Raw genomic sequence first — 25,985 nt, forward strand, 5'->3', positions numbered from 1 at the left:
CATACTTAAACTAGCCAAATATTAATTTTTCAGCCTGTTTCGGCTGATACAGGATACCTATTGCCTTTCTCCAAGTATAAAAACAAACAACAAGATGATGAAAAACAGAACAAAAAACCTGACCGCCGCCCTGCTGCTAAGTATGGCAACCTTCGCCACCGCACCAGTTGCCTTGGCACAGTCCACGCAAAAACCTTATACCTATGTAGAGCAGATGCCCGTGTTCAAAGGCGGTGAAGGCGAGATGCTGAAGTTCCTGGGACAAAATATTCAGTACCCAAAAGATGCGCAGCAGGCGGGAGTGGAAGGCCTGGTGGTGCTAAGCTTTGTGGTGGGCGCTGACGGCTCAGTCTCAAATGTAGCAGTAGTTAAATCGCTGATCGAGAGCACGAATGCCGAGGCCGTGCGTGTGGTAAAGATGACGGATGGCAAATGGACACCAGGCAGGCAGAACGGAAAAGCTGTGCCGGTGCGCTACACGTTGCCTGTACGCTTTGCAGTGCGAGATGAGCAGAAAACAACCACGCCAGACCAAAAACCAGAGTACAAAGGTGGCCAGGAGGCGCTTTTCAAAGCCATCGGCCAAAATATGGTGTTGCCCGAAGAGGCTAAAAAAGAACACCTGAACGCGCGGGTGGTGGTAAAGTTTACGGTGGAGCCAAACGGAAGCGTATCCAACATCAAACTGGCTGACACCAAGTTGAAGAAAACCATTGGCCCGGACGATAAGTTGGATTACATGGATGCCTCCTCCTTCAACCTCCAGAACAAAACCATACTTGCCCGCCTGGCAGAGGTGGCCGCCGCCGCCGTGCAAAAAACATCGGGCCAATGGCAGCCAGCCACCAAAAACGGCCAGCCCGTTGCAGCCGAAGTATACTTGCCGGTGCAGTTTCTGGGCTCAGAGGTGGAGCGGGGTAGTGCACTCCCTGAAACCAAGGCAGCACCTGTGCAGGACGTTAAAGCGAACCTTGTTGGCATGAATGACCTTGTGCCGCTCTTCAAGCTAGACAAGAAACCAACTTTTAAAGAGGGCGAAATGGCAGCTAAGAAATTCTATGCGAAGAACCTTCGCTACCCCGATACGGAAGCGGAAGGCGACGTGACAGCTTCCTTTCTCGTTTTTGAAGACGGAACGATTGGCAAAGCCTCCATCGGCACAAGTATGGGAACTGCCCTTAAAGAGGAGGTGCTGCGCGTGGTGGAGCTAAGCAAGGGCAAGTGGCAGCCGGGCTACAAAGACGGCAAGGCCGTAAAAACGGTAAATATGCTGGTAGTACGGTTTGTAAATGAAAGCAGTGTAAAGAAGGAACCAAAAAAAGAGAGATTACCGGCAGATGTGGTGGTGACGAAATTCAAGTAAAGAGAGTATCATTTATATAAATTTTACTATCTTAAGTACTTTAACCACCATACCCACTGTTCCTATGAAAACGAAACGCCATTTGTCTCTCCTGGCAGGCATAACCCTGCTTGGTTCAACTGCCCTCCTTTCCCCAAATGCACGGGCACAAACTGCCGCCCCTACGGCAGACGAAAACGTGCTTTCATACGTGGAGCAGATGCCTGCCTTTGATGGTGGTGAAGCAGCGAAGATGAATTTTATCTACAGCCAATTGCAGTACCCCGAAGAGGCCAAAGGATTAGGTGAAGCAGGTTTAGTGGTGGTGTCCTTTGTTGTGGAGACCGACGGCTCTGTCTCTAACCTCAGCACAGAAAAAAGCCTATCAAAAAGCACCGATGCTGAGGCCTTACGGGTTGCCGCGTTAACAGCAGGAAAATGGACAACCGGCAGGCACCGAGGCAAGCCGGTGCGGGTAAAAACGCTTCTTCCCATCAGGTTTAGTTTAAATGAAAACGGAGATCAGGCGGTTCTGAGCCGTATGCCTGCGTTCAAAGGCGGACAGGAAGCAATGATCCGCACCATTTACCAACACCTGACGTTGCCTGAAGGAGCAAAAAAAGAAGGTGTTGCGGCGCGTCTGCAGGTTAAGTTTACCGTGGAGCAGGACGGTAGCATTGCCAACGTTGCCATTGCCGACACCAAGCTAAAGCAGGTGGTAGCCAACGGCAGTAAGCTGGATTATAACGATGCTTCAAGCTTCAAATTAAAGGATAAGGCTGTACTGGCACAACTTGGTGAGGCAGCAGCCAAGGCTATAAAGCAAACCAGCGGCATGTGGAACCCAGGCTTACGGAACGGCAAACCCGTTGCTGCCGAAGTAACGCTGCCTATACTTATTTCAGGCGGGCCTAATGCAGACCAACTGTCCCAGATAATGCTTCTTTCTTACCAGCCGAATGCCTACGACAGCAAAAGCACGTATGCGGCAGATGAAGTGGATGCTGCTCCGGCATTGAAAAACGAGCCGCTGCGCAAGTTCCTGGCACAGCACCTCCGCTACCCTGACACTGATTTCGAAGGTACCGTACGCGTCGCCTTTATCGTGACTCAGGATGGCAAGGCCATCGGTCCGATGACGGATGTACAGGAAATACAACCAGCAGTGGCCGACGAGATAAAAAGGGTATTTAAATTAGCTGAGGGTAACTGGGCACCAGCCACAAAGAACGCAAAGCCGGTTACGGCACTGGAGGAAATCACCATCGCGTTCTCCTCAACTAAGGCAAATAACAAGGCTGCATCTAAGAAAACAGAAACTGCCGATGTGGTGGTGACGAGGTAAGCGAAAGAGAGTTGTAAATATCAGGAATGCATAAGTTACCATAGTGGCATGCTGATCACTCTTCATTTACACTTTGATAACTATATGTCATTTCGAACGCAGAGAGAAATCTATCTAGAATTCCGGATAGATCTCTCTCTGCGTTCGAGATGACAATAGCATGGTGGATTTTTAAAATTCCTATACAGTAATAGTTTACCTGTTCCTTAAGCTGTTTACATGGCTTCTCACAACTACTTTACTTACATCACCACCAACCCACGCAAAACCACCTTGTATGTTGGCGTCACTAATGATATAATCCGCCGCTTAGATGAACATTTTAAGAACTGTGGTAATCCTTCCTCTTTTGCTGGCAAATATTACTGCTACAACCTTGTGTACTATGAGCGCCACTCTCAAATCAATCATGCCGTAGAACGCGAGAAGGAAATTAAGAAATGGAGCAGAAGTAAAAAAGAAGCATTAATCTATAGTATGAACCCCTTCTGGCAGTTCCTGAACCTGAAAGTACAGGATGAGTGACTGCATTATCTGTCATCTCGAACGCAGTGAGAGATCTATCTGAAATGCTAATGTCATCTCTATACCTACGCTGCCTCTTCTTCGGCTCTCGCCTCAAGAGTGTCCGAAATGACACCTTTTGTAGATCAAACAAGAACGAACAGCCAAAAACAGAGCGCCCTGCAGTACAACTAACTGCAGGGCGCTCTGTTTTCAAAATATATTTTAAAAACTCCACTCCTCGTTTATCTGCCCGATGGCATGGAACGCCGTCATATCAAACTGGCAGGGAACAATGGAAATGTAATTATTCACCAGCGCCCACTCGTCGGTGTCCTCCCCTTTGTCATTGTTCACGAAGCTGCCCGTCATCCAGTAATACTTGCGGTTGTGCGGGTCCAGGCGCTCGTCAAACTCCTCCTGCCATTTGGCATGTGCCTGCCGGCAAATCTTGATGCCTTTGATCGGTTCGCTGCTCTTCTTCGGGAAGTTTACATTCAGTGCGGTGTTGTCTGGTATGCGGTGCGCGATGGCCTGGCGGATGATTTTCTCCACAAACTCCTCTGTGTGCGAAAAATCAGCTTCATGGCCGTAGTCGCAGAGCGAGAAGCCGATGGCGGGCAAGCCCTCAATGGCCGCCTCAATGGCCGCCGACATGGTGCCTGAATATAACACGCTGATGCTGGAGTTAGAGCCGTGGTTTATGCCGCTTACCACAAGGTCAGCCTGGCGGTCGCGCAGGACGTGGTGCTTGGCCAGTTTCACGCAGTCGGCTGGGGTGCCGGAGCACTCGTAGGCTTCTACGCCTAAATCCTCCAGGGCAATCGATCTATCTAAACGCAAAGTGTTGCCGATGGTAATGGCATGTCCCATTCCGGACTGTGGGCTGTTGGGCGCCACCACTACTACCTCGCCTACCTTCATGGCTACCTTTACAAGTGTGCGAATGCCCGGGGCTGTAATGCCGTCGTCGTTGGAAACAAGAATAAGTGGTCTGGCCATTTTGTTATTTAAAGTTGATGTAAGACAAAATAAACGAATTTGTTTTTCGTGCTAATATACTACAACCCGAACCTGCACTACAAGGTTTAGATTAACAAGCATTCTAAAACTATGAACATCATACGCAATATATTTTACGCCATCCTGCTGGGGGTAAGTATGGCTGCCTGCCTCTCGCAGCAGGACGAAGCCACCACCGCCTCTGGGGTGACTGAACCGACAGAAAAAGCTACTCCCGGTAACAACAGCAATGCAAGCGCCGCCATACCGGCACCCGCCAATTTCAAAATAAAAGGCAAGCAAGTGGGTACCGTGAAAATAGGAATGCTTGTAACCGAGCTGCGCAATAATGTACCAGCCGGCATGGCCATCACCGACACCACTCTTACACAAGAAGGGCAGCAAAGTACTGCCTACATCCTTCGCCCGGAGGGCAGCGACAAAGGCTTGCTGGTGGAGCAGCGTTGCCAGCAGGAGTGCCAGGTGTGGCGCATCAGCGTACTTAGCCAGAACTATAAAACGGCGAAAGGCCTGGGTGTCGGATCCAAGTATGGTGAGCTGCAAAATGCTTACAAGATCAGTTCTGTTTCTTTTGAGGAAGGCAATGTAGTGGCTGTTGCTCCTGAGGCGGGTATGAGCTTTATCATGGATCACGGCCAGCTGGCTGACCAGCAACTGAACAACATCAGCGCTACTACTTTGCCCGCGAATACGGTTGTGAAAAAGGTGCTCGTATATTAGCCTGTTGCGATACTTGTAGCTTCTTCGTATACTTGTCCTTATGGCTATACTTCGCGCAGGTTACAAATGGAGACATATTGGTTTGCTGCTGCTCCGGGTGGGCATTGGCATCATGTTTATACTACATGGCTGGCCTAAACTGGCAGCCGGACCTGAGCGCTGGGAGATGATCGGGCAGAGTACTCAGGTACTAGGTATTGACTTTGCGCCTGTTTTCTGGGGCTTTATGGCCGGTTTTGCCGAAGTGGTAGGTGGCTTTTGTATTCTGCTTGGTTTCCTGTTTCGCCCTGCCTGTATGTTGCTTGTGATCACGATGCTGGTGGCTACCGCCAAGCACGCCGCTGCCGGCGATGGCTTCGGCGGCTTCTCGCACGCACTGGAGGCGGCCATACTTTTCTTCTCGCTCCTGTTTATCGGCCCCGGCAAGTATAGCCTCGACAATTCCATATTTCCAACGGATAAGAAACGAAGCAAGGCGGGTTATTATAAGTAGCCAATGCTTTCGCAACTTCATCCAAGCCATCCTTTCTAGCTGCCGCTGATCCTCCAGCTCTCAAATACCTACCGTTTCACCTCTGCCTTTGGAGCGCTCAAGGCTGGGGTAGGGGCCCTATATAAGCGAGGCCCCGTCCTCAGGTATCGCACTGGGACCTTTTCTTTGCTCGCTTCGCTTTGCAATCCCGCATCCCGCGGGACCGAAAAACCCCATAGGCGCTCAATCCAAGGACTGGTATCAGTTCAGCCAGCCACAGCCTATGCTATGCAACAAGTATAACTGCGTAAAAAAGGCAGAGTTGTCCCCGTGAGGACAAGCAAGAACGAGAGTTCGTAGCTTGCGAGCGCAGCTCACAGGGGTGTTAACTCCTGCTGAATATTCTTGTACTCTATGCGGTGATGGGTGGGCTGTGTTAAATTATTGAAGTACAGCCCTTATACTTCAGCAATAGCAGTTACAGATTCCCCTCCTTAGACAAGGAGGGGCTAGGGGTGGTTTAATCACTCCTCTGCCTCTGCTGCAGAAACCATGTAAAGCCCTGCTGCAGCCAAAGCACCTCTCCCACAGCAGGAATTCCACGCTAAAATCGCTATTATTACAGTCTCATTGAAACTGTAATTCAACTATGCTAACCACCCTCCTACTTGCCGCCCTCCTAAGTATAGGCGGCCCTGACCAGGGAAAACCAGACCTGAAAACACCCTACGAGAAAGGCAACGGCAACCAGACCGCCACCTACGACGAAGCCATCCAGTGGTACCAGAAGCTCGACGAGGCATACGAGGAAGTGAAGATGATGCCCTACGGAACGACAGACGTGGGCAGGCCGCTGCACCTGGTGGTAGTGTCTACCGATAAGGACTTTGACCCCTCCTCCCTGCACCAGAAAGACAAGCGTATCCTGCTTATTCAGAACGGCATTCACCCGGGTGAGCCCGAGGGGGTGGATGCCACCATGATGCTGGCCCGCGATTACCTGCAGGACAAAAAGCTGCGCAGGCAGTTGGATAACACCGTGCTGCTCATCATTCCGATGTACAACATCGGCGGCGCCCTGAACCGCAACAGCCATACCCGCACGAACCAGAACGGCCCCGAGAGCTACGGCTTCCGCGGCAACGCCCGCAACCTCGACCTGAACCGCGACTTTATCAAAACCGATTCGCGCAACGCGCAAACCTTTCATGCCATCTTCAGGGAGTGGGACCCGGATGTGTTTATGGACAATCATACGTCAAACGGGGCCGATTACCAGCACGTGATGACGCTCATCGCTACACAGCACAACAAACTGAACCCAACACTTGCCAAGTACCTGAACGGCAAAATGGTGCCTGCGCTGTATGAGGGCATGCAAAGAGACAAGTTCCCGATGGTGCCTTACATGAACCACGCCGGCGACACACCGGACGAGGGCATTATTGGCTTTATGGAATCGCCAAGATATGCCACGGGCTACACCGCGCTTTACAACACCATCGGTTTTGTGCCCGAAACGCACATGCTCAAGCCTTTCGACCAGCGCGTAAAAGCAACTTACAAGCTGATGGAGAACATGATTGAGACAGTGAACCGCGATGCAAAGGAAATAGGCACGCTGCGTGCCAAAGCAAAGCAGGAGACGCTGGCGCAGCAGAAATTCCCGCTCGACTGGAAGCTGGACACCACCAAAGTAAGGCAGATTCCTTTTCTGGGGTACAAAGCCAAGTATAAAACAAGCGAGGTGAGCGGCCAGGAGCGCCTGTACTACGACCGCAAGTCGCCGTATAAAAAGATGATCAACTACTACGATGAGTTCAGCCCAACCGTGACGGTGCAGAAGCCTGTGGCCTACATCATTCCGCAAGCCTGGCGCGAGGTAATCGACCGCCTGAAGACCGACAAGGTGCAAATGCAGCAGCTGAAAAAAGACACCACCATCACCCTGGACACCTATTACATTGCAGACTACAAAACCGGCCAGCGCCCTTATGAGGGGCACTACCTGCACTCGGATGTGAAGGTGGAAACGAAACGCATACCGCGCCAGTTCTTTAAAGGTGATTACGTAGTGTACCTGAACCAGCCGGCTAACCGCTTCCTGGTGGAGGTGCTGGAGCCGCAGGCGGTGGACTCTTATTTCAACTGGAACTTCTTCGACAGCATACTTATGCAGAAAGAGTATTTCTCGAGCTACGTGTTTGAAGACCTGGCTGCCGAGTACCTGAAGAAGGACCCCGAGCTGCGCAAGCGCTTGGAGGAGCGAAAAAAGCAGGACCCTGACTTTGCTAAAAATGCCCGTGCCCAGCTTGACTTTGTGTACCGTAACACGCCGCACTACGAGTACACACACACCATGTATCCCGTAGGCCGGCTGATGCAGGACGTCAAGCTTCCGCTATAAGTATAAAAGCCACCCAATGGGGTGGCTTTTTCTTTTCTATCAAGGCTGATGTATACGTAGCGCTTCAGTCGGAATTAACTTTAACCCTTACTCCTTTTTCTGCAGCATAGAGGCGGTGTAGGGGTTGGAGAGCAGCTCGCCGAACACTTCCCAGCGCTTCTCCGGGTTGTCTGCCGTGCCGCCTTGGGCTTCCACATACTCCCGCACCAGCTGCTGCCCCAGGTTGTAGTTGATCACGTAGCTGCGGTAACGGTCCATAAAGCGGGTGCGCTGCAGGGCCTTGTCTTTTTCATAGAAGTTATACTTCACAAGCCAGTCTGCGGCTTCTTCGCGGCTGATCTTTCCGTCCAGGTATAAACGCGCGGCCTCGTTGCCGGCAAAGTTGAGCTTGTTGATCTTGCCCAGGATCTTGTAGTACCGTTCCGCCTCTGCCGGGTTCAGGCTGGCGAGCGGAAAGAGCACCTGCTTTTCGAACGCCAGGCGCTCTTTGGCCGGGAAAGCCACTTCCACGCCGTAGTTGGCGCTTCCCTCCGCAATCAGCGACTGCGGGCAAAAAAGCGGGTAAACAGAATATTCTTTCCAGCCTTTTTCATTTACCAGGTGCTGCTCCAGCAGGGTGTTGAAGACGTGGTGGCCCGGGTAACCCTCGTGGCCGGCCAGATCGATGGCTCGTTCAATATAAATCGGAAAGTCTGTATTAATCTGGATCAGGCTATAGCCATTGCCTTGGAAATAGTTGTAACCCGACCACGGCTTGTCCGTCACGAACTCCACCTTGAAGCTCTCATTGGCAGGCAGCTCGTAGTGCGCCTTGGTTCTGTTCCTGGCTTCGGTAATGGCTGCCTGAAAAACCGTGTCCAGCTTTGCTTTTGGAATCTCGAATTTAGCCTGGTAAGCACTCCAACGATCAGAGATGCTTCCTGTGCCTGGTAGTTCCTGGTCGATGGCCGCCAGCAGCGAGTCGAAGTAGGCCTGCTCGTAATGAGGCGGCACGGCATCATAAAGGAGATTCGCTTCCTCATCGAAGGCATACTTCTTGCCCTGCATCATCTCTACTTTGGTGATAGCGGCCAGCACCTGCTTCTGAAACATTGTCAGCCGCTGCTTCTCCGGTTCAGAGAGCGTTTCTATAGGCTGCGCCCGCAGGTTCTCCTGAATCAGGTGCAGTTCCGCCAGCAGTTGTTTGGCTGGCAGCGAGTCTGCTGGTGCACCCGTGGGCTTCCACTCTTCCGGACCGTAATAGGCATCCACCACATCGCTGTCGTACTGCCCCATCTGCAGGATCGTTTTCACATAGCGCTCCGCCAGTTCATTCATTGGCAAGGCAGCCTGCTCTGGCTCTTTGGTTGATGTACAGGCCCAGACGGAAACGGCCAGCAGCAGTAAAAGTGCTTTTCTCATAGGGTTCTATTGTTGATGGAATGAAAGCAACAAGATACAGCTTTGGGACAAGTATAAATAGCAAAGGGCTTGCAGCAAAGGTGAGAACTGCTGCCGGTGCCTTTTGCGCAGGCGTCCCATACCTGGCGGTTTATTTCCCTGGTGATACACAAGTACCAAATCATTCAAAACTTTGGTCCCTGCGCTTGGGTACAATAGGGTAATCAGCTTACAAGGACCAAACCTATGAAAACACAGCACATCACCCCTTACTTACTAAAGCCAAATGGCAAAATCCCGAACAACCAGCAACTGCCCTTGCTGGTGTACCAGCAGGTGTTTGAGGCGAAGGAAGACCTGGTAAGCCAGTTTAAGGAGGCATTTGAGCAGCACAACTGGCGCGGCACCTGGGCAGACAGTGTTTTTGACTATCACCATTACCACAGCACTTCACACGAAGCTTTGGGCGTGGCGGCAGGATCGGCCTTGCTTATACTTGGTGGGCCTGATGCGCAGGAAATAGAAGTGAGAGCCGGCGACATGCTGGTACTACCGGCGGGTACAGGACACTGCCTCGAGTCGTCCTCGGCCGATTTTAAAGTAGTTGGCGCTTACCCTGAAGGCCAGGCGAGCTACGACATCTGCACTGAGGAAGATGACCCCAAGGAAAAGAAAAAGAATATTCGCAAAGTGCCCTTACCAGAAACCGATCCTGTTGCAGGTGCTAACGGACCGCTGCTGGAGCACTGGCGCCCCTTCTAAACTGGCTGCCATAACTGGTGCCTCCTGAACATAAGCCGTATGGCAGGGTTAGTACCATGAGAGGCAACAGCTAAAGCTCCTCCCTCCTGATCAAATACAGGTAATCAACATAGATTAACTCAAACAAGCTAAAAGGCAAACGATGAAGATATTGATAGCAGGTGCTCATGGCACCACCGGAAAACAAATAGTCGAGATATTATCCAGAACAGACCAGCACGAATCGTTCGCTATGATACGAAAAGAGGAGCAGGCGGATGAAATGAAGCAACTTGGCGCAGACCATGTGGTGGTGGCAGACCTGGAGGGCGATGTGTCAGATTCGGTGAAAGGAATGGATGCCGTTATATTTGCCGCCGGCTCAAAAGGGAAAAACGTAGTGGGCGTGGATCAGAAAGGCGCCGAAAAACTGGTAGACGCCGCAAAGGCCGAAGGAATCTCGCACTTCGTGATGCTAAGCGCATTTGGCGCTGACAATCCCAAAGGTGAGTTGAAGGGTTATCTGATCGCCAAATCTAAGGCAGACCAGCACCTGGTGGATAGCGGCCTGACCTATACTATTGTGCGCCCCGGCAGCCTCGGGAACGGAGCGCCCACTGGACAGGTTAGAACGGCAACAAATTTCGACAGTCACGGCGAAGGCTCCATACCACGCGCCGATGTGGCTCATGTACTGATAAAGGCGCTGGAGGTAGAGAACGTGAAGAACAAGACATTCGAACTACTGTCAGGAAACGTGCCGATACAGCAAGCGCTTCAGCAAGTATAAATTTCACCTGTGCATTAAGCCAGCGCAGCCGGTATGCCAGACATGCCGGCTGCGCTGGCTTATACTTGTTTGCGGTAAATATAGCAGCCAATCTTCTCCGGATGGTCCTGCACCTGGTCGGTTGCTTTTGCGTGGCGCAGCATCCAGAGCACCAGCAAATCGCCGGAGGCAGCCAGGCTAAAGAATAAACCGAACAGGAACAGCATGAGGTGCCCTATAAGCAGGCCTGCCAGCGCTGGCAACAGCCCCATCACCAGTCCCGGCATAAGGCCGCCCAGCACATACGGCCGCAGTGGCAATACCTCTTTGCAGTGGCAATAAGGCGCCAGGTGCCGCCAATGCACGCCATACGCGATCGACTTAAAGCCGCGTTTGCAGAAGCTTGCCCACGTAAGGCCGTGCAGCAGTTCGTGCACCACCGCCCCCACTACAAAAACCAGCACCAACACCAGCGGAAAAAGTAATGAACGCAAGCCGTTGTCTCTAAAGAATTGCTCCAGCGCGTACAGGCTGAATTGCTCCGGCCACAGCAGCACATACGGCGTGATGTACAGAACCAGGATAGGCAGCACAAAGGCAAGCGCCCGCGCGTTGGCTTCCCCAGCGCTTACAGCCAGCTCCACTTTCTCGTACTGCTCCTCCTGCATCAGCCCTTATTTTTTCACCAGTTCCTGCAGTTGGGAAAGGCTATTGATTTCCTGCACCTCGGCCTGCACGGCACCAAAACCGTACCCTGCAAGTATAAACGGCACCCCGGCCTGCACGCTGGCCTCGTAGTCGCCCTGGGTATCGCCGATGTACACGGGGCGCTGCAGGTTATTGCGCTGCACAATAGCTTTGATATTCTCTCCTTTCGGCAACCGCTTATCGCCAAAGCACGCGATATCGGTGAAGTATGATTTCAGGTTGTTAAACTGCAGGAAAGTTTCGATGTAGCCGCTCTGGCAATTGCTCACAATAAAGAGTTTATACTTCGGTTGTAGTTGCTGCAGCGTCTCCTCCAGTTGCGGATAGAGCTGCCCGCCCTGCTTTTGCAGGTACTCCAGTTCCAGTTTGCCGCTTTGCGTCCGGAGTTGCTCCCGCTGCGCATTGTTCAGGTTCGGGAAAAGCTTGTCGTAGATCGCGTCATAGGGCATGCCGGCCGTTTTGCGGATTTCCTCCTGGGTTACCCTTTTTTCCACAAAGTCAAACTGGGTTGCGGCCGCATTCCAGGCATCGGCAATGGTTTGGGTGGAGTCCCAGAGCGTGCCGTCCAGGTCAAAGATTATACTGTCGAAGTTCGTTTGTTGCATCATGTATAAATGTATTCTGCCGAAGTATGGAACCGTAGGCAGGTGGAAAAAGGAGAAGCCTGTGCAGGAAGCTGCTGTGCTAAAGTTAGGAAAACCAGCCTCAGGTATAAAACGGCTTTTACCAAACCCATACAGTAGGCGGAAATAAAGGTTTTCCTAAACAGCCTGATAAGTGTTTTTCACACCCAGTTCTGCTTCCTGAACAATCTGGTTGAGCCAACGGTGATACGCCTTCGCAGCACCTTTGTCAGGGTTGTGTTTCAGGTTTGCCTGTGCTTCCAAAGCCAGACTCTGTGCCTGTGCAAAGGTAGCCTCTTTTAACGCGATGGCCGCCTCAGCACGCAAAAACATATCCCTGGTGAGGAATGGCGAAGGGACCGCCTTTGCATAGTGTTCTTTTGCCAGTTCCAGATCGCCGTTCATCGCCTCGAAAAATGCCAGTTCCAGCCAAACGCTCCCCTGAGCCATGGCCGGCAATTGCGCGACAGCCGCCGCGTATACCCGCAGGTGGTGCCTGGCCTTAGCTAGCTGGTTACGCTGCAGGTTTAGATTGTAAAGGTACGCATGGCAGTAGTTTATGAAGATGCTCTCTACCGGCAGGGCTGCCGCCTCTTCCAGCAAGGCTTCGTCCAGTTCCTCGGGAGGCGCTCCCCCCATTGATGCAGCCATCACCGACAAGATAGCTGAATCGAGAAAAGCCTGATCACCGCCACGCAATACGTTAAGAATCCGCGCTCCGTCGGTATAGAACCCGCCAGATTTGTTTGGTATGATGTTTATCAGGAAAAGCAGTAGCGAGATAACCCCGCACAGCAGCGCGAATGTCGCCAAAGTGTACGTTACGGGCGTTGCCTTGCCTATCTCAGACCAAGACAGGAAGTAGGGCACGAGCAGCGTGCCACCAAGTATAAAGTTGGCAGCAGGACCTCCAAAGGCATACCAGGCAAACCTGCGGGTAAGCTCATTTCTGTTCAGCCCGCTTGGAGGCAGGCACAGCGCCAGTCCCAGGAAGCTTTTGGCGTTGTTGGCAATCAATTTAAACTTCAGGCGCTCATCCTCTTTGTAAAAATGGAAAATCATAACGGTGTAGGACCGAAACCTGAAGCCCAGAAGCAACCCCGCGGCCACGTGCCCTAACTCGTGCAGGGCCACGGGAAGTATGAAGGCAATGGGTAGCCAGAGCACAATGCATAGCTTGTAAGGCAGCGGCAGGCTCTTTTCATCCGAGGCGAAGAAATCGGCAATAAAAGCACCACAGAAAAAGCCTGCGGCCATACCTGAAAGCAGCAACAGCAGGAAAACAAGCCACTTAGAACTTTTAACAGCAGGTACAGGAAAGCTCATTTTTCAGAAGGTATGTGGAACAAATCCCAATATAGGAAATTGCGCCTGGGAAGAAAAGCTCTGACCGCTGCCGTTGTTTCTAAGGATTGTCTGCGCCCTTGGCCTGCGCCGCCGCGACCAGAGAGTTATAGTAATTCACAATGGCCACAACCTGGTGGGGCTTTTCATAGCTCAGCCGGTGTTCCTTCACATACTCTTTCACAGCCTTCGACTGCCTGCCAAAGAGCCTGTGCAAATCCTTGCGCACGTTTCGCAGGGTCACAATCTCGTCGTTCGGCAGCAGCACATAGTATAGTTCCTCAATCTGGTTCAGCCAAAGCGGGTTCTGCGCATAATAGCTTGGTTCGTAGTAGCCCTGTGCCATATAAGAAGCGTCGCGCATGTTTCTTTCGTGCACGTAACTCTCCCGCGTTATCAGGGTGATGGGCCCCTGGTTAAGCTGCTCAAAGAAGGTGGGTTTCTTGAAGTTGGTGTAGTCACGGCCCTGGTCCCACATAAGCGACCGGAAAGTATACGCCCGTCCACTGGGCTGCTCCTGTGCTATAAAATATTGCACGTTAACCGGGGAGAACGAGTGCAGGTTGCCTTCCTCGCTCTGCACATTGATGATCTCCTGCACCCGGTGAAAGGAAATGGAGCCGTAAATGGTGTCGCCAGTGGTTAATACAATTTTGCCTGCCGGCCACTCCTGCACATCAATGGCGGGCCTGAACTGAGCCTGTGCACGTAACGGATAGAGGGCGAAGCTAAACAGCGAGAGGGAAAGCAGGTAAAGTTTGACAGCATTAATTTTCATAGTCTTCTATAGTAAAGCAGTACAAAAAAAGGTTCGCAGCTGGTGAACCGGCACCAGTTACACTTGTATAACAGCAGGTTATATATTTTGTATGCCTTTCCAGAAGAAAAAGTTGTCTTCCCTCCTAAGTCATTTCGCCTGAAGACAAAAAAACCTGCACAGGCAGGCTTATTTGCCTCCCCATGCAGGTTTGTAAAGTATAAAACCGCTGTTATTTGTTTATTGTCGCGCTTTTTAGAATCTCATGCCCCAACTTGTCGCGCTTGGTGGTCAGGTACCTTTGGTTGTGCTCGTTTGGCTTCATCTCAATTGCCACGCGCTCCACTACCTGCAGGCCATAGCCCATGAGGCCCGTGCGTTTACGCGGGTTATTGGAGATCAAACGCATTTTAGTTACGCCCAAGTCACGCAGGATCTGCGCCCCCACGCCGTAGTCGCGCTCATCCATGCCAAAGCCAAGCTCCAGGTTTGCCTCCACCGTATCCAGCCCCTGCTCCTGCAGTTTGTAGGCCTTCAGTTTGTTGAGCAGCCCAATGCCACGGCCTTCCTGGTTCATGTATACCACCACGCCCTTGCCTTCCTGCTCCACCATGCGCATGGCCTCATGCAACTGTGGGCCGCAATCACAACGGCAGGAGCCAAATATATCACCCGTCACGCAGGAGGAGTGCACGCGCACCAGCACAGGCTCATCTTCCTCCCAGGTTCCCTTTACCAGGGCAAGGTGCTTCACACCGTTGCTGCGCTGCGTAAAGGCATACAGGTCGAAATTGCCGAAATCAGTAGGGAGCTGCACCACAATGTCGCGGTCTATCAGGCTTTCCTGCTGCAGGCGGTACGCGATCAGATCCTTGATAGAGATCAGCTTCAGGTTGAAACGATCGGCCACTTTTACCAGGTCCGGCAGGCGTGCCATGCTGCCATCCTCGTTCATAATCTCCACCAGCACACCAGCGGGCGCTAACCCAGCCAGTCTTGCCAGGTCAACAGATGCCTCCGTGTGCCCGGCCCGGCGCAGCACGCCTTCTTTCTTAGCCTTCAGCGGGAAAATATGCCCTGGTTTTCCCAGCGAGTGCGGGTCTGTGTTTGGGTCAACAAGGGCCTGGATGGTTTTGGCTCTGTCGGAGGCGGAAATACCGGTGGTACAGCCAAAGCCAATCAGGTCGACGGATACAGTGAATGGTGTAGCGTGCAGCGCCGTGTTGCGGCCCACCATCAGTTCCAGCCCCAGTTCATCACAGCGCTCTTCAGTTAAAGGCGTGCATATAAGGCCACGGCCATGCGTAGCCATAAAATTCACTATTTCGGGTGTGATTTTCTCGGCAGCGCAAACAAAGTCACCTTCGTTTTCGCGGTCGTCATCGTCCACCACAATCACTACCTTGCCTTGGCGAATGTCTTCGATAGCCGACGCTATGCTATCCAGTGGCCTGATGTCACCCGTTATATTGGTTTCCATACTTTCTACGTTGTGCCCTTACTGCACATGCAGCGGCAGGCTGTTTATCTTCTGTAAAGCGCCGCAAAATTACAAAGTTTACAGCGCAATGCCTTTTTTATTTACATAACAGTTTTAGGGGCAGATTAGTTGAAGCGGTTCAGCCTTATCCACCTGCTGTTCCTTTTTGTATATTGCAACACTACACCTGCTGTTTATGATGTGCTCTGTAATTGTTGCCAACTACAATCATGCTGATGTTATACTTGTCGCCCTGAAAACAATTGAGGCGCAGACGTACCCGGATTGGGAGGTTATAATTGTGGATGATGCTTCTACCGACAACTCCAAAGAAGCCATTGATGCATTTGTAGCGGCATCGCGATACAAGGAGAGGTATAAAGTAGTTTACCTTAGCGAGAACATGGGGGTAGGTCATGCCAAGTGGACGGCTGCTGCCAACAGTACAGGAGAGGTGATTGCTATCTGTGACCCCGACGACGCCATACATCCAGAGGCAGTCGCAAAAGTAATGCAGGCGCATGCAAGGCACCCGGAGGCAAGCCTTGTTTACACGAACTACTACCACTGCGATGTACAGCTGATACCCCGGCGCATCAGGGAGAACGCTGGTTCTATCACTTATTCTGACGTGCTCGAAGACAAGGTTTCTGCTTTTGTGTCTTTCAAAAGTGCCGCTTACAGCAAAACGGCCGGGTTCGATTCTTTTTTCAGGCTTGCTGAAGACAAGGACCTTTTCTATAAACTCGAAGAAGTGGGTGACATTGTCTACCTCGACGAACCCCTATACTATTATCGTATTTGGCCCAGAGGCATTTCTCAGGGATTTGGTGCATATGTTAGATCACGGGACTTCAGGCTGTTAGCCATTGAAAATGCCGTAGCTAGACGAAAAGTTAGCGGCATCAAGCAAATTCCCTCAAAAGAACTACAGCGTTTAAAGGCAGAGATACACCTGCTACAGGCCGAGGGCATCCTTTATTCTGAGCAACCGCTAGGGCGCAAATTCTTAAAGCACTTGTATGAGGCTACACTTTTGAACCCTACAGGAAGTATAAAGCGCAAAATAAAAGCAGCGTTGGCGTTAAGCAGAGTTAAGCGGAAGGTGTTGCGGCTCTTGAAGAAGGCATAGCTTACCTGTTCACCACAATTCCCAGCATATTGCCCAACTGGCTGTAAAAAGTATTCAGGGAGATGATTAAGTTCAGCACCCTGTCTACCTCGGTTGGGTCCGTAACCAATCGCAGCTTCTCGCGCTGTGCTTTGAGGAGTATTTCAGCATTTCGCCATTTTAACCGCAGCACGGCTCTTTCCGCGCCATAGGCTAGCAGGTCGCTTTCCTTTGGAACAAAAATGTGGTGGGTTTCCCAGTTGTGGCTCAGCTCGTAAGGCTCCGAGAGCAGGGAAATGGCCTCGGACCGGATTTCCTCTTTTGGATAGTTGATGAAATCATCTGCCGTCGGTAGCTCATTGTTGTTAAGCTTTGCTCTTACTATCTCGATAATCTGAATGTAGAGCGGCGTCACGAACTCGATATCATCCAACTGCTCCAGCATGTAACTGCTCGTGGTTAAGCCCTCTTCCAGTACTGAATCCGGGTAATGCAGAATCATCCGCACAATCTCCCGCTCGTAGCGCTGCAGGACCTCCTGGTCTGTAGCAGGCTTTTCCGGCTCTGGCTCAGGTGCTGAGGGTGGCGCAAAGGCTGATTCATCCGGGCCTCCAGACCGCTGCTGCCTGCCCTGCAACTGCGATTTGTTGTACTCAGATATGAGCACCTGTTCGTCGATGTCGAAGATGATGCTGCAGCTGCGGAAAAACACGGATCGCTTGATGGCATCCGGAATCTTCCCGATAGAGGCCACCACTTCTTTTATCGCCTCCGCTTTCTTTACCGGGTTACCGGCGGCTTCTTCGGCATAAAGGCTGGTTTTAAAAGAGATAAAATCCTGTGCGTGCTCCTTCAGGTAACTTTTAAAGGCCGCGTCTCCTACTTTATGGATGTAAGAGTCCGGGTCCTCGCCTTCCGGAAACGTCACCACGTTCACGTTCAGGCCAAGCTCCAAAATCAGGTCAATTCCACGCAAAGAGGCTTTTATACCCGCCGCGTCGCCATCGTACAGCACGGTGATGTTCTCCGTGTAACGCGCAATCAGCTTTATCTGCCCTTCGGTGAGCGAAGTACCGGAAGAAGCCACCACATTTTCGATTCCGCCCTGGTGCAGTGAGAGCACATCAAGGTAGCCTTCTACCATGTAGCACATGTCCTGCATCCGGATGGCCTGCTTCGCCTGGAACAAGCCGTACAGCACATTGCTCTTGTGGTAAATATCCGACTCCGGAGAGTTTAGGTATTTAGGGCTTTTCTTGTCGTTTGATTTAAGCGTACGGGCACCAAAACCTACCACGCGCCCCGAACCGTTATGGATCGGGAACATAACGCGGCCGCGGAAGCGGTCATACTTCTTGCCATCTTCCCTGGCAATGGTCAGGCCGGTAGCCTCCAGGTACTTTTGCTGGTAGCCTGCCTTCAGCGCGCTGTCGGTCAAATCCGTCCATTCATCCAGGCTATAGCCCAATTCATACTTGCGGATGGTGCTGCTGCTAAGGCCACGCTGCTTGAGGTACGATTGCCCAATGCTGCCCTGCTCTTGGTCCGTAAGCCGCAGCTGAAAATGCTTCGCGGCGAAATCAGAGACGATGAAAAGGCTGTCGCGCTCGCTCTGCTCCCGGGCATACTCAGGATCCTGCGTCTCCTCCGGCACCTCAATGTTGTACTTCTTGGCCAGGAACTTGATAGCTTCGGGAAAGCTGGTGCCCTCCACATCCATGATGAACTGCACCGAGTTGCCCGCCTTACCGCAGCCGAAGCACTTGTAGATGCCCTTAGCCGGCGAAACAGAAAAGGACGGGGATTTTTCGTGGTGAAACGGGCAGCAGGCCCACATGTTCTGCCCCTTCTTCTTCAGCGACACAAAGTCCCCTACCACCTCCGTAATATCGGCTTGGGCAAGCACCTGGTCAACTGTTTCTTTTGGGATAAGGGACATAAGCAAAAGTATAAGCGGATGACAAAGATAAGGGTTCCACTGAATTTTGAATGAGCGAATGAGTGGATGAGTAAATTTTATACTTGGATTTTCTCCCACCCTGTCATCCTACAAGGATCATGTTGAAGAGTTCCTGCTGCTTTGGCGCTTTGCCACCAAGATTTTTCCAAGATGACAGGAAACATATTCCGTCATTCAAAATTCACTCATTCAAAATTAGAATATTCACTCATTCAGAATTTCCTCATAAAGCCTCCGGTTCTCCGCATCAAAGCAAACAAACACCACCTCTTTTATACCTATATTCTGTTCCGTCAAGTATGATTGTACGGCTGCCACAGCCACTTTTGCGGCTTTGTCTTTGGGGTAGCCGTACACGCCCGTGCTGATATTCGGAAAGGCTATACTTGCCACACCGTTTTCTTCCGCCAACTGAAGGCTGTTGCGGTAACAGTTGGCCAGCAGTTCCGGCTCGCCTTTGCTGCCGCCGCTCCATACTGGCCCGACGGTGTGAATGACATACTTGGCCGGCAGGTTCCCGGCGGTTGTGATCACCGCTTCTCCGGTGGGGCAACCGCCCTGCCGCGCCCTGATCTGCCTGCACTCCTCCAGAATGGCTGGTCCTCCGGCACGGTGAATGGCGCCGTCCACGCCTCCTCCTCCAAGTAAACTGGAGTTAGCAGCGTTTACCACGGCATCTGTCTGCACTTTAGTGATATCGCCTTGTTGAACCTTGACTGTCGTTTCTGCCATGTTGCTCCTTTTGAATTTAGGTACGCACAAAGTATAAAAAGGGACAAACTATTATGTGGCGCCGCTTGTTGAAAGGATAGCGCTGCATCGTTTTATGCCGAACAATTTGTTTGTATCTTTGCAGGGCAATTCGCGAGCTAACACACTATGGCAATCACAAAAGAAGATATATTAAAAGCCCTCAGCTATGTGGAGGAGCCGGATCTTGGAAAAGACCTGGTAACCCTGAACATGATTGAGGACGTGCAGGTAAACGGCAAGGACGTAAGCTTTACGGTTATACTTACCACCCCGGCCTGCCCCCTGAAAGACCTGATCCGCAACGCCTGCATTACCGCCATCCATACCATGGTTGATAAAGAGGCAGACGTAACCGTGAACATGACGTCGCGCGTTACCTCCGGCCGTGGCGACACCTCGGAAGTGCTTCGTGGCGTGAAGAACATTATCGCCATTGCCTCAGGCAAAGGTGGCGTGGGTAAGTCCACGGTGACAACGAACCTGGCTATTGCGCTGGCGCAAAGCGGGGCAAGGGTTGGTTTAATTGATGCCGATATCTCCGGCCCTTCTATCCCGACCATGTTTGGGGTGGAGCAGGAGCGCCCAAGTATGGTGCAGGGCGACCATGGCAAAAACTACATCATGCCGGTAGAAAGGTATGGCGTCAAAATGATGTCTATTGGCTTCCTGACACCGGCCGACGGCGCCGTGGTGTGGAGAGGACCGATGGCCAGTTCAGCGCTGCGTCAGTTTATTTCAGATGTGGAATGGGGCGAACTGGACTACCTGCTGCTCGACCTGCCGCCGGGAACATCAGACATTCACCTGACCATGGTGCAGGCGCTGCCCGTAACTGGAGCCGTGATCGTGACAACGCCGCAGAAAGTGGCTTTGGCCGATGCCGTACGGGGCTTGCAGATGTTCCGCCAGCCACAGATTAACGTGCCTGTTTTGGGTGTTGTAGAAAATATGGCTTACTTTACACCTGCCGAGTTACCTGAAAACAAATATTACATTTTCGGGGAAGGTGGCGGAAAGGCGCTGGCAGAGAAGTATGAGGTGGCATTATTAGGCCAGGTACCGCTTGTGCAGAGCATCCGCGAAAACGGTGATTCCGGTACACCGGAAGTATTGCAGAACGATTCTCCTGCAAGTGGTGTTTTCAAAGAGTTGGCCCAGTCTGTTGCACAGCAAGTATCGCTTCGCAATGCCACTTGGGGCAAGACAAAACCAGTAGAAATCAAAAGTTAAAGAAATGGCAGTCACAAACGTAGATCAAGACTTCTTGCTTCGCATCGAATCAGCCCTCGACCAGATCAGACCTTACCTGGAGGCAGACGGCGGCAACGTGCGGGTGCTGGAGGTAACAGACGAAATGATTCTGAAACTGGAACTGCTGGGTGCCTGCGGCTCCTGCCCCATGTCTACCATGACCTTGAAGGCTGGAGTAGAACAGGCAGTGTTGAAGGCTGTGCCTGAGATAAAAGCCGTAGAGGCCGTGAATGTGATGCCGACGGAAGTATAGAATAAGTATTCATAAAATAAAAAAGGTGTGGTTACGTTCGCGTAGCCACACCTTTTTTATTTCTCCTTCAGCCGATGCTGCTTCGCTCGGCCTTTGCGCAGGACTGCTTCTAAATAATACCGCCTCAGAGAAAACCGGCTTTATAAAGCGGGCAAAAAAGCTATATTTGTGTAGCTAAATTCCTGCACCGAACTATGATCAAAGCCAATGACCCCGCCCTTCATTCCTGGATTGAGATTGACGCCAGCAGCGATTTCCCGATTCAGAATCTTCCATTCGGCATTTTCAGCACCCCAGAGCGTGATCCACGCGTGGGTGTGGCCATCGGCAACTATATTCTGGATTTGTGTGTGTTGGGGCGTCGGGATTTCTTTAATCTGATCGACATGGACCCAAACGTGTTTCACCGCCCTTGCCTGAACGACTTCATTGCCCTTGGCAGACCCGTTTGGCGGGCCGTCCGGAACCGTGTTTCCGAGCTGCTGCGCAATGATAATGAGGAAATAAGCGGCGATAGTGATCTAATCCGGGAATGCCTGGTGCTGCAGCGGGACGCAGAAGTGCACATGCCCGTGAAAGTAGGCAACTACACTGACTTCTACAGCAGTATGGAGCATGCCCGCAATGTGGGCTCCATGTTTCGTGATCCAGAGAATGCGCTCCTGCCGAACTGGAAACACATTCCGATCGGCTATCACGGCCGCGCCTCCTCCATTGTCCCTTCCGGCACGCCTATTTACCGTCCGAAAGGGCAAACAAAGGCAGTCGATGCGGATGCTCCTGTTTTTGGTCCCAGCCGAATGCTCGATTTTGAGTTGGAGGTTGCCTTCATCACAGGCAGAGAAACGCAGCTTGGGCAAAGTATTTCTCCTAACGAAGCAGATGAGTACATCTTCGGGCTGGTGCTGCTTAATGACTGGTCGGCCCGCGATATTCAAACATGGGAGTACGTGCCACTGGGACCGTTTTTGGCTAAGAGCTTTGCCTCGTCCTTATCACCCTGGGTGGTAACGCTGGATGCACTGGAGCCATTTAAAGTGAAGGGCCCGGTGCAGGACCCGCAGCCACTCCCCTACCTTGAGTTTACCGGCCACCACCACTACGATATTAACTTGGAGGTGCTGCTGCAGCCCGAGGGAGCCGCAGAAAACAGCATCTGTCAAACGAACTACCGGCACCTGTACTGGAACATGAACCAGCAACTGGCGCACCAGACCAGCAACGGCTGCAACCTGCAGGTGGGCGACCTTTATGCTTCCGGCACCATCAGCGGTCCGGACAAAGGCTCCTACGGCTCCATGCTGGAACTTACCTGGCGTGGCACAAACCCGTTGCAGCTAACGGATGGGACTAGCCGCGGGTTTATACAGGATGGTGACACGGTGATCATGCGCGCGCATGGCGAACGCAACGGTATCCGGATCGGTTTTGGAGAGGTGAGAACGCAGGTGCTTCCGGCATTTTAAAGGTTATCCGGAACTAGTTATTCTTTTTTTGCGAAGAGGTAGAAACCCGTTGCAGGCAAACCTTGTGCTAAAGAAATTTGAAGTGAGTTTCAATGATGCAAGTCCTGCCATAGCAGCTTTCACTCCGTTTTTGGAAAATCACAAATTATAAAAAGCTTTCCCACCAGCACACGCTTTATGAGCATCAGAACAATCAACCCAAAAGAAGCGACTACGGCAGAAGTGTACGGCTTGCTTTCCGGCGCTGTGGCACCGCGCCCCATTGCTTTCGCCAGCACTGTTAATGCCGCCGGAGACGTGAACCTGAGTCCTTTCAGCTTCTTTAACATGTTCAGCTCAAACCCGCCTGTGCTTATCTTCTCTCCCCTCAGCCGCATCCGCGACAATTCCTCCAAACATACCCTGGAAAATGTACTGGAGACGCGGGAGGTGGTCATCAACATTGCCAACTATGCTATCGTGGAGCAGATGTCCTTGGCGAGCACTGAGTATGAGCAGGGCATAAACGAATTTATCAAAGCCGGATTGACACCGGAGGCGTCGGTACTGGTGAAGCCCCCGCGCGTGCAGGAGGCTCCTGTAGCGTTGGAATGCAAAGTAACCGACGTGATTAAACTGGGGCCCGAAGGAGGCGCAGGAAACCTGGTGATTTGTGAGGTGCTGCTGCTGCACATAGCGGAAAGTATACTTGACGGCACAGGGAAGATCGATCCCTATAAACTGGATGCGGTAGCCCGCATGGGCGGCGATTACTACATCCGTGCCAATGGCGACAGCATTTTTGAACTGCCCAAGCCTATTCGCAACAAAGGCATGGGCATTGATCAGCTGCCGGGCTTTATCCGAAACAGCAGCTTGCTAACAGGTAATAATTTGGCGCGCCTGGCAAATACAGAGGCCATGCCATCAGCAGCAGAAGTCGAAGCCTTTAAATCAGATCCCCTGGTTAGCTATACCCTGAACAAGTATAAAGCAGAACCTGAGAAGCTGCAAATCGAGATGGAAATACTTGGCAAGAAACTTTTAGAGGCAAACCAGGTAAACGATGCCTGGAAAGTGTTACTGCTAGGCAGGTAAGTAAGCAAAAGCTAAAAAGGCAAAGGCCACTCCATGGAGTGGCCTTTGCCTTTTTAGCTTAAAATCTTAGTTATTCAACTGCAGGTCCAGTTCTTCGAATCGGGAGTTCTTACTGATGTATTCCGGCACGATCTGCTTCATCTTCCGCACCACCTGCCGCTCATCCTTGTTCTTGTTCAGCATCATGAGCTCGTCAATATCGCTCACCACGTCGTCATACTTGTACACGCGTACTTTCGAAATTTTGATCTTGCTGTGATGGGTAGGGATGGTCTGCTCCTCCTCATTCAGCAGCTCCTCATACAGCTTCTCACCTGGCCGTAAACCGGTAAAGGAGATGGGAATATCCACATCCGGCAGTAAACCAGCCAGACGGATCATCTTTTTGGCAAGGTCCACGATCTTCACAGGCTCGCCCATATCGAAGATAAAGATTTCGCCTCCCCTGCCCATCGTACCAGCCTCCAGCACCAGCTGCACCGCCTCAGGTATGGTCATGAAATAGCGGGTGATATCCGGGTGCGTCACCGTCAGTGGCCCGCCTTTCTCGATCTGCTGTCTGAAACGCGGAATTACTGAGCCATTAGAACCCAATACATTGCCGAATCGGGTGGTTATAAATTTGGTCTGTATTGGCTGTGTATAGGGATGGCTGTTTCCGTTTACTTTCTTCTGGTTAAGGCCGTTCAACGACTGAATGTAAATCTCAGCAATGCGCTTGGAAGTACCCATGATGTTGGTTGGGTTCACTGCCTTGTCCGTGGAGATCATCACAAACTTCTCTACCTCAAAGGCCATTGAAAGGTCTGCCAGATTCTTTGTACCAAGCACATTGGTAAGTATAGCTTCGCAGGGGTTGTTTTCCATCATCGGCACATGCTTGTAAGCGGCCGCATGATAAACAATATCTGGCTGATACTCTTTGAACATCGAGTACATGCGCGTGGAGTTGGTGATGTCCCCGATATACAAGGCTATTTTTGCCTCGGGAAACTGCTCCTCCATTTCCAGTTGCAGTTCATGCAGCGGCGATTCCGCCTGATCACAAACAATAACGATTTCTGGCTTATAGCTCAATACCTGGCGTACGATCTCTGAGCCTATGGAGCCGGCACCGCCCGTTACCAGCACACGCTTGCCGCGCAGATCGCTTGAGATACGGCCATTCTCTATCACAATTGGCGGGCGCTGCAGCAAGTCTTCGATCTTGAGGTCCTTCATCTGGTTCAGGCTCAACTGACCCGACATCCACTGCTCAGTAGGCGGCACGGTCTGTACCTTGATGCCCAACTCCACACAAGTCTCGATGAAGAGTTTCAGGTTATCAGCTTTCAGGTCTTCAGAAAAAACAACCAGTTTGTCTATCTGCTGCTTTCGCTGCAGCTTTGTAATAGCACTGGTGTGGTAAACCCGCTTTTGGTGAATATCCTTATTTGTCTTGCTCGGATTATCATCGATGAAACCGGAAATATCAAACTTGCCCATGCCGCCGGCCTCCAAGGCCTGCTTCAGGATGATAGAAAAGCCGTTAGCACCATATATCAGCACCCTTTCACGCTCTCCTACATTGCTGCGTTTGATAAAGATAAAAAGGGCCTTTGCTCCCATGCGCACCACGGTAAGCAAGGTAGAGGATATAAAAAAGCTGATGAGCAGCACCAGGTAAATATTAACCGAGTCGATGCCATACATGGGGGCTATCCAAAGGCCAATGAGCGCCCCATAAATAAGGCTGGCAACGAACACTGCCGAGAAAATACGGTAAATGTCGTAAATACTCGAATACCGGATCAGGCCCGTATGCACCCGCATGTTGTAGAAGGTGATTAAAGACACGAGTCCAAAAAGCCCGACATAAATCAGGAAATGGCCACGCATAATCTCCTCAAACTCAAACTGCTTGATTACAAAAAAAGAAAGAGCAAAAGACCAGCTCATGATCAGCTGGTCAATTAAAAGCACTATCCATTTAGGAAGCGACTTATTAAGTAATATTTTCATATACCAGTTCTATACAGTTTATAAAACCCACCTATGCCAGCGCAATAGAATGAATTTAAAACTGTAATTCTTTGTAAACCTATTCTTCCACTCTGTGAACTTTACTAATTTCAAAGTTAACAATATTCCCACAAAAGATGATGAACTTCACCTTATTATAGTTTTATATATGCGCAAACATATGCAATTTAGTTAATATCAACGCAACGGCTTAAGTTTAGTTATACCTGCATACATAGTCTTGGCTTTTGCGGCCAGGTAAATTGTAAATGACCGGTGCACAAGTAATTAACATATGTAGGCATAACATGGCACTCCTAGACATTTCAGGAAGCGTATTGATTCCCACTGTCACTTCTAAATATTCAACCTATTAAATTTGTGCTATATTCTGCGCAACGGCCGCACCTGTTCTTAAATAGGAAAAGGGCTTGGCACCACACCTCTATGTTGCAACAGACACTTACGCCGACTTACTAAACGAATAAAACCTACCTC

The 25,985-nt window shown here is 51.2% G+C and carries 23 protein-coding genes; 13 read left to right on the forward strand and 10 right to left on the reverse strand.

The features are described from left to right. Positions 1-94: 94 nt before the first annotated feature. From A0W33_RS21045 to A0W33_RS02915, 3 genes are all read left to right on the forward strand, one after another. Entirely contained in the window at positions 95-1,363 is a 1,269-nt protein-coding gene (locus A0W33_RS21045; RefSeq protein ID WP_068836777.1) for a TonB family protein, read from the forward strand. Between the two features lie 64 nt (positions 1,364-1,427). Then, positions 1,428-2,687: a TonB family protein gene (locus A0W33_RS02910; RefSeq protein WP_068836778.1), complete on the forward strand. Its 1,260-nt coding sequence runs from the start codon at positions 1,428-1,430 to the stop codon at positions 2,685-2,687. 219 nt (positions 2,688-2,906) lie between these two features. Next, positions 2,907-3,212 (forward strand): GIY-YIG nuclease family protein, encoded by a 306-nt coding sequence (locus A0W33_RS02915; RefSeq protein WP_068836779.1) that lies wholly within the window; start codon positions 2,907-2,909, stop codon positions 3,210-3,212. Positions 3,213-3,416: 204 nt separating this feature from the next. Here A0W33_RS02915 and surE read toward each other — a convergent pair whose 3' ends face one another. Next, on the reverse strand, positions 3,417-4,193 hold the full coding sequence (gene surE / locus A0W33_RS02920) for a 5'/3'-nucleotidase SurE (protein ID WP_068836780.1): 777 nt from the start codon (positions 4,191-4,193) through the stop codon (positions 3,417-3,419). 111 nt (positions 4,194-4,304) lie between these two features. On the opposite strand from surE, the gene A0W33_RS02925 reads away from it, so the two are divergent. From A0W33_RS02925 to A0W33_RS02935, 3 genes are all read left to right on the forward strand, one after another. Further along, positions 4,305-4,934 carry a mechanosensitive ion channel protein MscS gene (locus A0W33_RS02925; RefSeq protein WP_229801982.1) on the forward strand — a complete coding sequence of 210 codons (630 nt, stop codon included), beginning with the start codon at positions 4,305-4,307 and terminating at the stop codon, positions 4,932-4,934. A 40-nt stretch (positions 4,935-4,974) separates the two neighbouring features. Further along, positions 4,975-5,427: a DoxX family protein gene (locus A0W33_RS02930; RefSeq protein WP_068836781.1), complete on the forward strand. Its 453-nt coding sequence runs from the start codon at positions 4,975-4,977 to the stop codon at positions 5,425-5,427. A 628-nt stretch (positions 5,428-6,055) separates the two neighbouring features. Beyond that, positions 6,056-7,813, forward strand: coding sequence for a M14 family metallopeptidase (locus tag A0W33_RS02935; RefSeq protein WP_068836782.1), 1,758 nt, complete (start codon positions 6,056-6,058; stop codon positions 7,811-7,813). Between the two features lie 87 nt (positions 7,814-7,900). Here A0W33_RS02935 and A0W33_RS02940 read toward each other — a convergent pair whose 3' ends face one another. After that, a complete protein-coding gene (locus tag A0W33_RS02940) occupies positions 7,901-9,214 on the reverse strand; it encodes a hypothetical protein (protein ID WP_068836783.1) in 1,314 nt (437 codons plus the stop codon). 225 nt (positions 9,215-9,439) lie between these two features. Here A0W33_RS02940 and A0W33_RS02945 point away from each other — a divergent pair, with 225 nt between their 5' ends. Together A0W33_RS02945 and A0W33_RS02950 are read left to right on the forward strand one after the other, a co-directional pair. Continuing rightward, positions 9,440-9,955 (forward strand): cupin domain-containing protein, encoded by a 516-nt coding sequence (locus tag A0W33_RS02945; RefSeq protein ID WP_068836784.1) that lies wholly within the window; start codon positions 9,440-9,442, stop codon positions 9,953-9,955. A gap of 142 nt (positions 9,956-10,097) precedes the next feature. After that, entirely contained in the window at positions 10,098-10,724 is a 627-nt protein-coding gene (locus A0W33_RS02950; protein WP_068836785.1) for an SDR family oxidoreductase, read from the forward strand. Positions 10,725-10,783: 59 nt separating this feature from the next. Here A0W33_RS02950 and A0W33_RS02955 read toward each other — a convergent pair whose 3' ends face one another. From A0W33_RS02955 to A0W33_RS02975, 5 genes are all read right to left on the reverse strand, one after another. Then, positions 10,784-11,371 carry a DUF3267 domain-containing protein gene (locus tag A0W33_RS02955; protein WP_068836786.1) on the reverse strand — a complete coding sequence of 196 codons (588 nt, stop codon included), beginning with the start codon at positions 11,369-11,371 and terminating at the stop codon, positions 10,784-10,786. A 6-nt stretch (positions 11,372-11,377) separates the two neighbouring features. Continuing rightward, on the reverse strand, positions 11,378-12,019 hold the full coding sequence (locus A0W33_RS02960) for an HAD family hydrolase (RefSeq protein ID WP_068836787.1): 642 nt from the start codon (positions 12,017-12,019) through the stop codon (positions 11,378-11,380). A 153-nt stretch (positions 12,020-12,172) separates the two neighbouring features. Beyond that, entirely contained in the window at positions 12,173-13,360 is a 1,188-nt protein-coding gene (locus A0W33_RS02965; RefSeq protein ID WP_068836788.1) for a M50 family metallopeptidase, read from the reverse strand. Between the two features lie 79 nt (positions 13,361-13,439). Next, entirely contained in the window at positions 13,440-14,156 is a 717-nt protein-coding gene (locus A0W33_RS02970) for a hypothetical protein (RefSeq protein WP_068836789.1), read from the reverse strand. Between the two features lie 211 nt (positions 14,157-14,367). Then, positions 14,368-15,615: a bifunctional 3,4-dihydroxy-2-butanone-4-phosphate synthase/GTP cyclohydrolase II gene (locus A0W33_RS02975; protein ID WP_068836790.1), complete on the reverse strand. Its 1,248-nt coding sequence runs from the start codon at positions 15,613-15,615 to the stop codon at positions 14,368-14,370. Positions 15,616-15,811: 196 nt separating this feature from the next. On the opposite strand from A0W33_RS02975, the gene A0W33_RS02980 reads away from it, so the two are divergent. Then, positions 15,812-16,747, forward strand: a complete 936-nt coding sequence (locus A0W33_RS02980) for a glycosyltransferase family 2 protein (RefSeq protein ID WP_068836791.1) — start codon at positions 15,812-15,814, stop codon at positions 16,745-16,747. 1 nt (position 16,748) lies between these two features. On the opposite strand, the gene dnaG is transcribed toward A0W33_RS02980, so the two are convergent. Both dnaG and A0W33_RS02990 read right to left on the reverse strand, forming a co-directional pair. Further along, positions 16,749-18,665, reverse strand: coding sequence for a DNA primase (gene dnaG, locus A0W33_RS02985; RefSeq protein ID WP_068836792.1), 1,917 nt, complete (start codon positions 18,663-18,665; stop codon positions 16,749-16,751). 225 nt (positions 18,666-18,890) lie between these two features. Beyond that, positions 18,891-19,418, reverse strand: coding sequence for an O-acetyl-ADP-ribose deacetylase (locus A0W33_RS02990; protein ID WP_068836793.1), 528 nt, complete (start codon positions 19,416-19,418; stop codon positions 18,891-18,893). Between the two features lie 147 nt (positions 19,419-19,565). On the opposite strand from A0W33_RS02990, the gene A0W33_RS02995 reads away from it, so the two are divergent. The 4 genes from A0W33_RS02995 (at position 19,566) to A0W33_RS03010 (ending at position 23,486) form a co-directional block, all read left to right on the forward strand. After that, positions 19,566-20,669: an Mrp/NBP35 family ATP-binding protein gene (locus A0W33_RS02995; RefSeq protein ID WP_068836794.1), complete on the forward strand. Its 1,104-nt coding sequence runs from the start codon at positions 19,566-19,568 to the stop codon at positions 20,667-20,669. Between the two features lie 4 nt (positions 20,670-20,673). After that, the gene (locus tag A0W33_RS03000) at positions 20,674-20,943 is read left to right on the forward strand and encodes a NifU family protein (RefSeq protein WP_068836795.1); all 270 of its coding nucleotides are present in this window, start codon (positions 20,674-20,676) and stop codon (positions 20,941-20,943) included. A gap of 194 nt (positions 20,944-21,137) precedes the next feature. Further along, positions 21,138-22,409 carry a fumarylacetoacetase gene (gene fahA / locus A0W33_RS03005; RefSeq protein ID WP_068836796.1) on the forward strand — a complete coding sequence of 424 codons (1,272 nt, stop codon included), beginning with the start codon at positions 21,138-21,140 and terminating at the stop codon, positions 22,407-22,409. Positions 22,410-22,586: 177 nt separating this feature from the next. Next, positions 22,587-23,486 carry a flavin reductase family protein gene (locus A0W33_RS03010; protein WP_068836797.1) on the forward strand — a complete coding sequence of 300 codons (900 nt, stop codon included), beginning with the start codon at positions 22,587-22,589 and terminating at the stop codon, positions 23,484-23,486. A gap of 66 nt (positions 23,487-23,552) precedes the next feature. Here A0W33_RS03010 and A0W33_RS03015 read toward each other — a convergent pair whose 3' ends face one another. Then, a complete protein-coding gene (locus A0W33_RS03015) occupies positions 23,553-25,487 on the reverse strand; it encodes a nucleoside-diphosphate sugar epimerase/dehydratase (RefSeq protein ID WP_068836798.1) in 1,935 nt (644 codons plus the stop codon). Between the last annotated feature and the right edge of the window lie 498 nt (positions 25,488-25,985).

Origin of the sequence: Pontibacter akesuensis, from assembly GCF_001611675.1 — a bacterium.
Taxonomy (GTDB): domain Bacteria; phylum Bacteroidota; class Bacteroidia; order Cytophagales; family Hymenobacteraceae; genus Pontibacter; species Pontibacter akesuensis.